Genomic DNA, 13,313 nt, shown 5'->3' with positions numbered 1-13,313 from the left:
TTATTGTTTCCTGTTGGTAATAGGGTTTATACTGTTTTTAAGATAGTAAAGGCTTGTTGCAGAACTGAATACAGATCCTAATCCTTCTCCTGCTTCACTACCGGAACTAACCAAAAAGTTGGCGTATTTAGGTACCTGAAGAATAAAAACAATCATAATAATTTGAAGGACCAGTTCAAATAAAGATTGTCCAAAAGCTTGTGTAGGTGCTTTGTGAATTAATAAAAGAATCGTCTGGAATATGCGTAACAAGGGTATCCATAAAAGCACTCCAAGAAATCCTAAAAACCATTTCTTTAAGGCTTCAAAATTACCTGGGATTAAAGCTAGAGGTAAAACTAGTACTCCCAGAATAAAATAAAGAGCCTTCATAATGATCTGACGCATCATAATGTATCCTACAACAACTAAAGCAACTATTTGTATAAAAAAATGTATTATCTCAAACAGAGGGAAGAGTTGTATTAAATCAAAAATGTTATTTATTTCTGTTTCATCTACTGTATCAAAAAAATTAGTTAGAAAATTATTACAGATATCATCAAAATTATTGATAGTTTCGGTATTGGTTGCAATTAACCCAGCTTCTTCGATAATTTTAGTAATAAACTCAGATGGTTCGAATAGCAATAATTCGACTAAAGGTTTATAGAATGTTAATGCTACTAAGATTAATATGGGTTTAACCAAAATATAAGGATCCATATTACTTGAAGGATTTGTAAAATAAGTGAATACCTTGATGCTTACAAAAATAAGCATCAGTACACCTGCGAATAAAAGACAAGGTGTAAGCATATAATCGATATAGCCATCCAGGGCCGATACTGTGCCGTTTCCTTCGTACAGAAAGGCATCAATTTGACCAATGATTTCATAAATTGTTCTAATTTCCCACATGATGTATCTTTTTTAATTATCTGGCAAAAATCCTTGTCACAGTCATTCTTGCTTTTATTTCTTTATTTATCTTAAGTATGTTGTTTTTAATAGGGGATATCCTTATCAATAGTTTTAGATATGAAGTGTATACATGTCCTGTTCCTCCACTAATGAATACACCGCTGGCTATAATGCCATTCTCATTTTTTATTTTCATTAGGTAATTCTCTTCTTTTTTTAGTTCATTTTCATATCTAGATAAACCTGAGCCGAATAGAAAAGAAGTTACTTTTAGAATTCTAATATTTGCACGTATATCTCTTATCTTTTGTTCTAGAAATTGAATTTCTTTTTGTGCCGCATAAATGATCAATGAATTAGCTCCAATATTTGAAGCAGAAAATGTTCTTTTTGAATTATAGCTTTCCTCTGTTTCTTCTAACCCTTTTAAAAGAGCAGTTTGCAGGTTTCTTTGTGATAGTTCATAACCAAGCATTGCGTTAATGGTAGCTTTTTGACCAGCAACAAAAGCATCAGCAATACTCTCTGAATGTGTTTGTGCCAGCATCCAGTAGTTAGATAGTAGTAAAACGATAACAAGTTTAATAGGTTTCATTTTCTAGTGTTAGATTGATTACATTTTCTAATGCTGTAAGTATTAGTAATACACGTTCACCTTCTGGGATAGGATTTATAGGATTAAGGTAGTCGCTAAGTTTTTGACTTTCGGATTCTAGTTTACGCTTAAATCTTAGTTGAATGACACCATTCTTAAAAGTATCATTGCCGAAGGCAGGGTTCAAAGGGTATTTTTTCTTTATATACCCGTAGCTATTATATCCAGTTACACTGCTAAAAGTAGATCCGCTGATAAAGTTTTTAAGAGATACCAATTGAATCCCAAAAGCTGAATTATAACTAGTCAACTCTGTTAATTGATCGTTTATAGGATCAGTAAATATTCTTGTACTACCAGCTCTTCCTAACTCTTGAGTATTTAATGTTCCGTTAATTAAATTAATGCGGTTATAAGAGGACTGTGATAATAAGTCTGGAGACCACCCTGGAACCGTCCAACTTATTGTTATTTGTGCATTTGCCAAATTGAACATGAGTAAAAAGGTGATACAAGTTAGTATGAGTTTCATGAGTATTCTTGATCTATTAGTTTGCATTTTTTAGTTGAAAAAATTATGAAGGAGTTTACTGCGATCAATATTGTCTTCTACAATATCCATGGATCTATGTATTTCTGTTAAAGACTTCATCGTATTTTGAAATAGATTTAGCTTTTCTCCATAAATAACATTAATACTACTTTGAGTTAGCAATGCTTTTTGCGTGTTAATAAGCATTTTCTCAATGAATTTTAGCATTTTTTGATTTTCCTTTCTCTTGGAATAGTTAAAAAAAGATAGTGACTCATTTCTGCGTTTTAAATCATAATACCTATTAAAAGAAACAAAAATTTCATCTCTTATTTTATTAGAGATCACAGCAGAAGTAACGAGATAGGTTAATCGTTTTCCGTAGTCTGCATTAAATCCTGATATCCTTCTAAGTGTATTTCTCTCCGCGGTTGTTGAACCAGAATATAGTCCTGTAGATACACCAGAGCCAGTTAATGATCCTGGATCCGTAAGAAAAGGAAAGCTTTGTGCATTTAATACAACTGAGCATAGAATGAATAAAATTGTTAACCATTTTTTAGTTTTCATTGCTAGTTGTTTTTAGAAAGAAGTATGTTCATCATAAATAGGATTTCGTCTAAAACCATTTTTATTCGTTAAGCTTATTTACTTACATTACATGGTAATTTGAATAAGTTTTAAGTATTTATACAATTCTAGAAACTCTTCATAGTTAAGAACTGAGAGTCCTGCTGCAGATAGGAAAAGCGATTGTCTAGCATCTCTTCCGTTTTTAGAAAATTCTCTGAGAAGTTTACTACGCAGACGATAAATTTCTTGTCTTTTGGAGGATTTGATTTTTGAAGTACTTACATATTGTAGCGCGAGTAAAAGAGCAAGATCCATATTTGCTTCCTTCATATATTCTCTTTTTTCTTTGGTCATATACGGGAGAGGACTATTCGCTATCTCCGAAGATCCTAGATTTAGTAATGATGTTCCTAAAGAACTAGCAATAAATTCATTCCGTTTGTCGAAAAGTGGGTTTCGTCGGTATTGTAAATTAAGTTGAGTTTGATGACTTACTAAAGCTCTTGATAATTGGCTGTTAACAGCAGTTAATGTGGTATTTCTAATCCCTAGAATAGTAATCAAGCGTGATAATTTTGCTCTGGTTTGTGCATCGTTATTATTAATATGGGTATGAAGGTGAATAAATTGACCATACCCAACCTGAATACTAAAAAGTACGAGGATACATAATTGATAGATTATTTTCATGATTAGATTTTTAAGGATTATCGAACAAAAGCCGTGTATAAAAATTATCTTTTTCTACTTGTATTTTTAGAGTTTCTAGTTCTTTTAAAATAGTGTTGGTTATATGAATGTATTTTTCTGTGATCTGCTCTTGCACACCACGATTAACCTGATTTAACGTGGGTGTGGTGGCTAGTAATAAGACCTTTTGATGTGCATTTCTTAAATAGTTATACTTGTTCTGACATTTACTTTTTTTAAAAGGATTTATATAACTGTTGCACATGGTATTGTATTCGAAGTAATTGATGTAGACCAGACTTGTGATTCCAGAATTAAATCGTACTCTCGAAGGTTTTTCTAGACCTGCTGTGGCTGCCGCTGCCGTAAAACCTAGATTAGTTCTTAAAGATTGTCGCTGTAAGTTTTGAGCATTATTAGCTTCAAAGTTTCTGGAAATAAGACCGGGAATATCGAAATATGGTATCTGTGCAGAACTAAGATTGTAAGTGCATATAACCATTAGAGATATGATTAGCTTTTTCATTATTAAATTACTTTAGGTTTTAATAGTTCTTCTCTGGAAATGTTCAGCGTTGCAGATCTTCCTCCGTTCTCTTCAAAAATGTCAACAGATAGTTTTTCCTTTTCGTTGAGCATGAATTTGTCAAATAATAAGGTTACTTTTTTTTGACCTTCGCCAATGATTTCAAAATCATCTGTACAGATATTAATTGGCTGTATGACACGTTCCTGGTATAAATAGTCTTTGGTAAATCGTTTACGTAACTTGGTTCGAAACAAAAAATTGTCGATATCAAAGTCTATAGGAGATTCATTTTTTAGTTCAAGACGTAATCCGATTTTTTCTTTGATATAAAAAATTCCTGTAACACGAATTCTGATATCACCAGACTTTCCGTTCTTAATGCGTAGTTTGTTATTGCTATGGCGATCCAGTTGTTTGCATATAGATTCGAAAACAGCAGATTCTTCTTTATCCTTGTTGGCTTCTTTTTTTACTACATCTACATAGGCTTTAGTTCTTTTTACTTTATAAGTTAGATTATTAGAAAACCTATTAAATCCTAGTACTATAGAATAGTAACCGCCATCTTCAGTAATTACCGTTAGGTTGGATATTTGACTTTTTACATCTACTAATTCTTCTCCTATATGTTTTAGCCTAATCATTTGTTGTGTGGTATCTGCCACGAAATAAGGAGATCCAACATCTAGGTATTTAATTTTTTGGTCAAACAAAAGATGGGTAGTCTTTATATCTGATACTTCTAGCGTATCTTGTTCATATAATGGGACTAAATTTTTTTGACAGTATATAGTGTTGCAAGTCAGTAAGGTCAAGCCGACTATGAAAGTGATTTGTTTTTTCATTGATGTTTGTTTTTAAAGTGTCTCTACAAATTCAGTTAATGCTAGTTCCATGTTTTTTTGCTTATGATAGGTATCAAAAATGATCTTGTTTTCATCTGCATTAGAAGAATAACAGGCATATCGCTCTGGTGATACACTCACTTTATATACATTAGAAACACTTCCAACTTTTATAAAAACTTCTCGTTTATCTGTGGAAAAGAGTTTCTCTAAATCTGATTCACTAAATGAAAGATATTGGGCAAACTTATCTTTAGTAGCCATTTTCTTTTTATGTGATAAAAGAATCATCGTATCTGTATTGTTGATCATAGCTGGTCCTGCAGGTGTATCCAGAATATCCTCTACATCCTGAGTCGCAATAGCTACTTCCCCATAAAATTTACGTACAGTTTTGTATAAATATTTGATAAACTGAGCCATTTCTCCTTTAGAAATAGGTTTCCAACATTCATCAATGAAAATGGATTTTTTTGCTTCAGGAATTTTTCTGATTTTACTCATAACTACATCAATACATAGCATAGTTACTAATGGGAATAATACAGGATGGTCCTTGATATTGTCCATTTCAAAAACAATAAATCGTTCTTGTACCAGATCTATAGGAGTTTCGGAGTTGAGTATTTTATGATATTTTCCATCGTAGAAATCGCGTAAAGAGAGTTGAAAACTTATTTTATCAAAATACTTTTCCTCATTATCCATTACTTCATTTTTATCCACAAACTCATAGAATGAAGCCATGCAAGGATAAGCATCGTCTTCATGCTTAAATGTCTCATAATACGCGTCCAGATATAAACCGATTACTTGCTTTTCTTCTCTTCTAAAAGGGTCTTCACCCTTCCACAAAAAGATGATAAGTGAGGTTAAGAATATCTTTTTGTCATTATTAACTTCATCAATATGATTAAAATGAAATGGGTTGAATTCCAAAGGTACATCTGGATCGTAAGCGTAATATTGTCCTTTTACCAAATTGCACAGTTTTTTATAAGAATTACCAATATCAATCATTACAATATGATGTCCTTGCTCATAATACTGACTAGCAATATGATTGATCAAAAATGATTTACCCGTACCAGATGGACCAAAGATTAAACGATTTCTATTTACAATTAATCCTCTTTTTACAGGTTCTATCCATAGATCTAACCGAACTGGAGCTCCATTTTTACGATCAGTGAGTAGTATTCCGTCCTTATTACCCTGATAATAACTTTCAAAATTGAGGAAGACTGGTGTTTGTTCGGAGATACCAATAAACTTGTATATCTCGGGAATTGTAGCACAGGCTCCAGGAACATTAGCCATAAAAAGATCTTTTAAAGAATGCTTTATTTGATAAGGAGTAATGGATAATTCTTTAAATGCATTCTCTAGTTGATTTTTATGGTTTTCTAACTTATCCTCTTCGGTATCCCATAAAATGATATTAAAGTGCTGGTACACAAAACGCAATTCCTTTTCAATTACATTATTCACCAATTGATCAATCTGATCATAGGTAACCTCATTTTCTTTGGATAAAATGGCTAAACTTTTAAACTGATTTAGTTTTGTTTTAAGTTTTGAAAATACCTTTTCGGAATTATCAATAAAGATTACCTGATTATAAATATGATTACATTCTAGACCAAGACAAACAGGTTGTATAAATGGAATCTGAAAATCGGTTCTCTGTGTAGAGAAATCTATATTTTTTTTGGTGGTTTCTATAGATAGGGGTAATTGATTATAGGAAGTAATAGCGTACATTTCAGCTATTTTTTCGCCCACTTGTAAGCGTTTGTCAAAAAACAAATCTTTTAATGATTGCTGTCCTTCGGCAGATAATGAAATATACTTACCAAGTATGTTTATAATCGTTTCAGAATACAGAGAATTCACTTCAAAAAATTCTTCTTTTGCCAAAAATGAAATACTGGTATTTACAACTTTCAGAAAGTCGTTAACCTCATCCATATATTTTTGATACAATTTTGTATTGCTTGTTAAGCTTATTTTATTCTTAGAATCTTTGGTAATAAATAAATAGCATTCATGACTAAGGGTAGGTTTCTCATAAAAGAATTTGTTATCACTTCTGGAAAGCATTTGATCTCCTTGGGTTACTGCTTCTTTTATTTTATCAACGAAAAAATAATCTTGTTTTTGAATAATGGTATTCTCTGGAAGAGAACGGATGATTTTGTCAAATAACTGATTGATTCGGTTAATACTCTCTTTATCTAATGAATAAATTTGTGGTAGTTGTAGTTTATAACCTACGGTGATATCCCCATTTTTTGAAATGATCAAGTCATTTTCTACTGCGTAGATAGGGAAAACCTTATGTAAAGATTCATTATTCATCTTATTTAGTGTTTATATTAAACCATAAATGATATTTCTTTGGCATAAAAACTCTTCGTTTGTCAAAGGCTTCTTTACCAGCTTCTTTAGTAGCAGAGAGTATAGCAATATCTTTGGCTTCATCTAGATTTACTCCAGAATCATTATTGCCGAAAGTAGCTGCTTGGGTTCCCTTTTGATATGCATAGTTGTATACATCTTTTGCAACTTGTCCAGGCATTTTAGGCCATGTACGATTCCCGAGATGAATTCCTTCAATCCCATCGAAGTCAAAAAGACTGAAATCCAGAATATAAAGCTGATCTCTGTCCTTATAGCTATTGATATCAATTAATAAGCGATTTGTACCAAAGGATATTCTACCATATACGATCGCACCTTTTGGAATTAAAACTGCTGGATTCGTAAGACGGACTTCTTTTTTTGTTCTGATTGCTATTGTACTTCCTTGAACAAGAATTCCTTGATCCACAGTCTCAGCAGGGATAAGTCCTAAAACTTCATCCTTGTTGTAACCTGATCCAGCACCATGGAAATAATTTTGTTGTTTGAATTTAGATTGAATTTGCCCAGCGATTTTTTCACTTACATTTGTACTTATTTCTGTTATTTTTTCGGGTGTTAGTTGATTAACAGCAAGCCCTCCAATTCCAGTTTGATTTTGTTGCGAAGCCTGAGTAATTTCGCTATAGGTTTCCATTAATTTTTGAATATCTTCTATATCTGTATAATTTCCATTAGGAGAAACCTGCTCCATGGACTGTGCCATTAACTGTTCTTGTAGCTCCATGAGTTGTTGTATTTCATCATTAACAGGTTCTGGACGAAAAGAAGGGGTAGATTGATTTCCGTAATTAGGTTGTTTCCTTCTTGTATTCTTTAAAATTTCGGGTAATTTGTCCCTAGTTTCTGTTTCATCTCCTATGATAAGAGATTCATCCATTACATTTTCTTCTTGTTCTTTCTCAACATTTCCCAATCCTTTAACCACATCGCTTCTTTCTATGTTGTCAAAAGACTCTCTTTCGTACTCTTCTATTTTTGATTTAGGTTTTATTTTTTGCTCATCTACTTTTGGGGTACTAATCGATAATTGATTTTTTCTTTTTTGAGCTTGACTAGAAGGGAAGATGATTATTTTCAATAACACTGTTAAGAGTACTATGCAACCTACTCCAACAATAGCAACAATAGTTTTCTTTTTTTTGTCCATGGTTTATAAAATGTTTTGTATGAAAGCTGATAGGTTTTATACTTTGTCTTTAGTTTGATTTTTTAGGATATATTTCCATACAGATACTGGATCAATTTTTTGATTGTTGATATGTATCTCGTAGTGTAAATGAGGTCCAGTCGTTATTCCGGTATCTCCTACAAATCCAATAACTTGCCCTTGGGATACGATATCGCCCTTTTTGGCCAGATTTATCCATAAATGAGCGTACACAGTTTTTACAGATGATAAATGATGTATGGTAATACAGTTACCATATCCTTTTTTAAAGCAAGAGTTTTCTACAATCCCAGCAACAGTAGCCAATACCGCAGTTCCTTTTGGTGCAACCAAATCAATTCCAGAATGCATTTTGGTTTCTAAGTGAATTGGATGTTTCCTGTAACCAAAAGGAGAAGATACTTTTATGAAATCTTTCTTTTTTAAAGGAAAATAGATTGGAATATTTTTGACAGGTATTTTGGTTGTTTTTTTCTGGGTTTCTTGAGCCTTGCATAAAAATCCAAAAGCAAATACCATAAGTACCGTATATATGAGTTTGATATTCATGAGAGATGATTGAAGGTTTGATTTTTAATGGTTTTTAAGAATTCATGATTTCATTAATAAGATCATTTTGATTATCGTCATTATCCTGCTCTTGTAGTGTTTCGCCAAATTTTGACAATTCTTCATCAATTAGATTGTCTATTTCGGCTACAATTCGATTAAAATTACCATCAAGTAATTTTTCAATATCATTGTCTTCTCCAATGGTTTTTGGAATTGGTTTTTTAACTTGATCTTGGCGAGTATCAACTTTTATTTTTCCTCTAAATATTTTTCGGGTAATTTCTTCACCAAAATTATCTGCTACGACTCCTACAAATTCTCCTTGTGATAATTGTGAAATAGTGGAGACTGGAATTGCGTATTCTAGATTTTCATTAATGGTATATGAAGTACTGCTCGTATCTACATTCACATTCTTTAGTTTTTGTTTCTTTTTACCAAAAATCTCCTGTAGTTTAGAAGCAGTTTCACTTCTTACAGATCCACTGAAAATGTTACCGACAATGTTGAATATCGTTGCGGCTACTTCATTCCCATAATCTCTTTTTAATTGCTCTAGATCCTGCATACCGATAGTTGTAGAAATTTTATTAGACCTCGCGGTAGCGATAAGATTATCTAATCCCATAAAATACATGGTAGGTAACTCATCAATAATAACAGAACAGGGTTGACGTTTCTGAGTATTAATCTCTTTCAGTAATTGTGTAGCAATAAGACCTAAAGCAGGTGAATTGGTAGTTTGAGTGGCAGGTGAATTTGCCAGTACCAAAATCGAAGGTTTTTCGGGGTCATTTATACTAAGAGATACATTAATTTCTGGATATATATTGTTTCCCATTACCCAAAAAAGTTCTTTTGTTGCAAGCTGTGATAGGGGAATTCTGGCAGAAGCGGTTTGACCAGACAATTGTTCATAAGCTTGTTTTTCTAATGCATCAGCAAAAGGGGTCATAAAAAACTTTAGTTCTGGATAAGAACCAAGAATTCTAAATACTTTTTCGTCTGAACAAGATGCCAAAGTTATTGCATGTGGTAATGTGCAGTATTTTCCGTTTTCATAAATCTTTAGAAAATAGATGCAGGAAGCAAAATAAGAGATTGCAGATTGTGCAAAAAAGTCTTTTTTGGTTATCCATTCCTTATTTAAGTTATAAAGTACCGTTTGGGAAGCTTCTATTGCATCCGCAGCTTTACGTATGAGATCTGGACTGATAGGATTTACAAAACAAGATTTCTCAATGTCATCAAGTGAGATTACGTTAAACGTAGGTTCAATGTTAAATTGTTTTTTGTAGTATTCATAGAAGGCATAGGTCTCTTTGGCTAGTGATGGGAATTTAAAATCATAAACCAACATAGAGAACTGCTTTTTAATATGTTGTCTTATATACTCTTCTATTACCGAATAAGACTTACCAGAACCTGGTGTACCAAGAACCATCGTGGCTCTAAAAGGATTTACTACATTAATATATCCGTTATCGGTTTTAAAATTCACCGAATATTTATTATCCATTACCCCTTTTTCCTGTTTAAAAACAAGGTTTTCATCATTAAACTCGTCTTTACTTCCGAAATAATTAAAATGTCTTCGGATCATAAATAAGGCCCAGATAAATCCAACTAGAGATACAGTAGTTACAATCAGGTGTGGAATTAAAGAAATAGGAAATTCAGCACTTAGAATAAATAGGAGAGCACCTATGATTAGTGTTATGTAATATTGCATATGCTGCGCATCTCCTTCTGGCTTTTTTTTCACATGAAACCCAAAAGAAGCAAAAGAAAAAATAGAAAGAACAATGCTTCGATTAAAAAAAGAGTGTTCGAAAATAGGAGCTTCTTTATATAGCTTATAAATAAGATTATTCAGATATTTCGATGATATTCCATGTTTGGTAAAATCATCTAGATAATACGTATATATATCAACACCCAGAATACAAATACATAGCAGCATGGTAACTAATATGATCATATCTATAGAAAGTTTACTGTCCTTCATGTGTCATAGTTTTTTTCAAATTGAACTTTTATGAATCAATGTGTTATTGCTAATCATAACTGGGGCAAACCTAGATAAAATCGCATGTGCATCTGGGATTTTAGGTGAGACAAAAGCGGGACACTTTTATTAAAAAATATGCTCTTAATGTTCACTTTACACTTAGTTAATATGCCTTTTTCCCCATTTAAGACGGGATATTGGTGTTATGTATCAGTAATATCAGGTCATTACATGATAACAAGACGTAAATCGGGATATGGAATAATAATTTTCTATAAAATCAAGGAGTTTTATTTTTTGGAATTACCATAAATAATTTTTTCGACGCTTGTATGGAATGATATTTATAGTAAAACTTATTTGTAATGTTAGTAGCCATTTAAAAATGTATATAAAGATTTTTTGTTTTTGAAAGTGATAGCTTCAAATAACTTGAGTATAACAAACAAAATAGTAACAATAATTAAGGAGTTAGTCCTCGTGGCTGTGATGGGGGACGTGGTTTAAATTTTGGAGGAGGTTTTGGGCGATGCTTACTTCCAACGCGGTACATAAATTTTTCATACATGCCATTTTTAGTCGTTGTTATTGGCATGTCATCAAAATTTGGTCCCTCTTGTCCCTGTGTGGTAGAGTTGTCTGAAGGTTGAAGTTCACCTCCAAGCCTTCTTCCTTTACCCCATTTATGTGCTGGTTTTAAGTCTGTATTTTTAATTTTTTGACTAACCCTATGGTTGTTTTCTAATGTGTCTTTTTCATTAATTAGTTCTTGGCTTCTTGTGTTTTTATTAGTTCTTTTTTCAATTAACTCTTTAACTTGTTTAGATTGTCTTTTTGCTTTACTTATTGGTATATAATGATTATTTATCCGGCGCGATATTGGACCAGCTAATAATAACATGCCTCCAACACCTCCTAATGTAGCTCCGATAGCACCTCCGACTAATGCTGCACCAACTGCTGCACTTGCACCCCCAACAAAAAGAATTGCAATTAAGGAACCTATCCCCATACCCGTATTAAGACCGAACCTGCCAACATTGGAAGAGTGTTTTTTATCGCGATCTTTTATTTTTTTATCGGCGTTGTTAACGGCTACTCTATCATCCCAAGGTTTAGGATTGTTTCTAAGCTGTTTTTTTAGTAAAACTTTTAATTGTCGATCACTTAATTCGTGTTCTGCTATTAATTCGGCTTTTTGACTTTCCTTATCCTTCATTTCATTTTCATATTTGGAACGATTATCAGGATTTTGAAGTATAGCTCGTTTTTTTTTATTTATTTCTATATCCAAAGATCTTATGGATTCACTCAAATCCTCCCTATGTCTATTAGGATCTAAAGCATCTATAGCTTCTTCATCAGTGAGCGTTCTTTTTCGTAACGAACGAAAAACTTTTCCTGCTTTTGTAGTTTCCTGAGAATAAAATAAATCTTTTAACTCATCAGTTGTTAGGCTTTGCAATACACCATCAATCCTACGTAACGTAGCTATGTTCTCGGGGATATTCTCTGCTTTACCGTTTACTATTTTCGTCGTTTCAAAGTCATGTTTATAAACCTCTTTTAATATTTGCGGATCTATTCCTTTTTCTATTAAAAGGTTATCAATTCCTAAGTTTTTTGGTAGCCACATGTATATGTTTTTTTAGGTATGAGTAATTTTTTAAAGTTTTGATTCTTGTTGTTTTAAATTCTGGGATTCTTACCGGTTTTTAGACTGTTTTGCTTCAGTTTATTTTCGTTTAATGGTTTGGGTGCTTCATTCCTTTTCCCTTTTGGTAATTGCGTAAGCTGAGACAACATATCACGGGTGTAGGTTTCTCCATTTTGTTGAAATTTATTTGACGATTTGTATACATTTTCTATAGCGTTATCTGATGCAGCCGTAAGAAATTTTGATGCTTCTTTTGATAGCGGTTGCGCCAAAAGGTTTTCCTTGATTAGTTTTTGTATCTCTTCTTTACTGAAACCTTGTTGGTGCTCTTCTATAAATTCTTTAGTGGCTTTATATGCATTTTCTAGTTTTTGGGACATCGATAGCTGATCGCTAGATGCTACAACTATTTCATTTATAAAATTTGCTTGATATGTATTTAGATGATTATTTTCTACATGATCAGTAACTATATTTTGGAGTGCCAATGGTGTAAGATCCTGATGTAATTGAGTGACTACTTTATCCTGAACAGATACTATAGTGTTAAGTAGCATAGCTGTGTATTGTTCTTGATTATGTTGCAGGGCACGTTCAATTTCTTTTTGGTATCTGTTAGCAATAGATTCCAAGATCATATCACGAATCAGGTTTAATCTTATTATGGATGTTTCTCTTTCCAGGGTATTGTTATTTTTTTGATTTTCGTGCTAATTGCAAACCATAAAAAGGTTGGAGCTCTAACTTTTTATATTACGGATGCCAATTTAACTAGAGATTTACCTTCATTAGAACATGTAATCAATAGATGGTAAGTTTAGTGTAATAGAT

The 13,313-nt window shown here is 32.4% G+C and carries 13 protein-coding genes; all 13 read right to left on the bottom strand.

The window, feature by feature from the left end; translation table 11 throughout:
• The 13 genes from Q1A73_RS08120 to Q1A73_RS08060 all read right to left on the bottom strand — a co-directional run bounded on the left by Q1A73_RS08120 (position 1) and on the right by Q1A73_RS08060 (position 13,120).
• Positions 1-900, bottom strand: coding sequence for a hypothetical protein (locus tag Q1A73_RS08120; RefSeq protein ID WP_299604003.1), 900 nt, complete (start codon positions 898-900; stop codon positions 1-3).
• 16 nt (positions 901-916) lie between these two features.
• Positions 917-1,498, bottom strand: a complete 582-nt coding sequence (locus Q1A73_RS08115; RefSeq protein ID WP_299604001.1) for a hypothetical protein — start codon at positions 1,496-1,498, stop codon at positions 917-919.
• The gene (locus Q1A73_RS08110) at positions 1,485-2,030 is read right to left on the bottom strand and encodes a hypothetical protein (protein ID WP_299603964.1); all 546 of its coding nucleotides are present in this window, start codon (positions 2,028-2,030) and stop codon (positions 1,485-1,487) included. The genes Q1A73_RS08115 and Q1A73_RS08110 overlap by 14 nt, the downstream gene beginning before the upstream one ends.
• Before the next feature lie 30 nt (positions 2,031-2,060).
• Positions 2,061-2,600, bottom strand: a complete 540-nt coding sequence (locus Q1A73_RS08105; protein ID WP_299603963.1) for a hypothetical protein — start codon at positions 2,598-2,600, stop codon at positions 2,061-2,063.
• 87 nt (positions 2,601-2,687) lie between these two features.
• Positions 2,688-3,293 carry a hypothetical protein gene (locus Q1A73_RS08100; RefSeq protein WP_299603960.1) on the bottom strand — a complete coding sequence of 202 codons (606 nt, stop codon included), beginning with the start codon at positions 3,291-3,293 and terminating at the stop codon, positions 2,688-2,690.
• A 10-nt stretch (positions 3,294-3,303) separates the two neighbouring features.
• The gene (locus tag Q1A73_RS08095) at positions 3,304-3,819 is read right to left on the bottom strand and encodes a hypothetical protein (protein ID WP_299603957.1); all 516 of its coding nucleotides are present in this window, start codon (positions 3,817-3,819) and stop codon (positions 3,304-3,306) included.
• Positions 3,820-3,821: 2 nt separating this feature from the next.
• A complete protein-coding gene (locus tag Q1A73_RS08090; RefSeq protein ID WP_299603954.1) occupies positions 3,822-4,667 on the bottom strand; it encodes a DUF4138 domain-containing protein in 846 nt (281 codons plus the stop codon).
• 12 nt (positions 4,668-4,679) lie between these two features.
• Complete coding sequence (locus tag Q1A73_RS08085) at positions 4,680-7,028, bottom strand: TraG family conjugative transposon ATPase (protein ID WP_299603951.1); 2,349 nt, start codon at positions 7,026-7,028, stop codon at positions 4,680-4,682.
• Between the two features lies 1 nt (position 7,029).
• On the bottom strand, positions 7,030-8,241 hold the full coding sequence (gene traM / locus Q1A73_RS08080) for a conjugative transposon protein TraM (RefSeq protein ID WP_299603948.1): 1,212 nt from the start codon (positions 8,239-8,241) through the stop codon (positions 7,030-7,032).
• Between the two features lie 36 nt (positions 8,242-8,277).
• Positions 8,278-8,811, bottom strand: a complete 534-nt coding sequence (locus tag Q1A73_RS08075; RefSeq protein ID WP_299603945.1) for a M23 family metallopeptidase — start codon at positions 8,809-8,811, stop codon at positions 8,278-8,280.
• A 34-nt stretch (positions 8,812-8,845) separates the two neighbouring features.
• Positions 8,846-10,822 (bottom strand): TraM recognition domain-containing protein, encoded by a 1,977-nt coding sequence (locus Q1A73_RS08070; protein WP_299603941.1) that lies wholly within the window; start codon positions 10,820-10,822, stop codon positions 8,846-8,848.
• A 466-nt stretch (positions 10,823-11,288) separates the two neighbouring features.
• Complete coding sequence (locus Q1A73_RS08065; protein ID WP_299603939.1) at positions 11,289-12,461, bottom strand: hypothetical protein; 1,173 nt, start codon at positions 12,459-12,461, stop codon at positions 11,289-11,291.
• A 53-nt stretch (positions 12,462-12,514) separates the two neighbouring features.
• On the bottom strand, positions 12,515-13,120 hold the full coding sequence (locus Q1A73_RS08060) for a hypothetical protein (protein WP_299603937.1): 606 nt from the start codon (positions 13,118-13,120) through the stop codon (positions 12,515-12,517).
• Positions 13,121-13,313: the final 193 nt, after the last annotated feature.

This window comes from uncultured Aquimarina sp., assembly GCF_947492115.1.
Lineage (GTDB): Bacteria > Bacteroidota > Bacteroidia > Flavobacteriales > Flavobacteriaceae > Aquimarina.
This window is presented reverse-complemented; position numbering and strand designations above follow the sequence as displayed.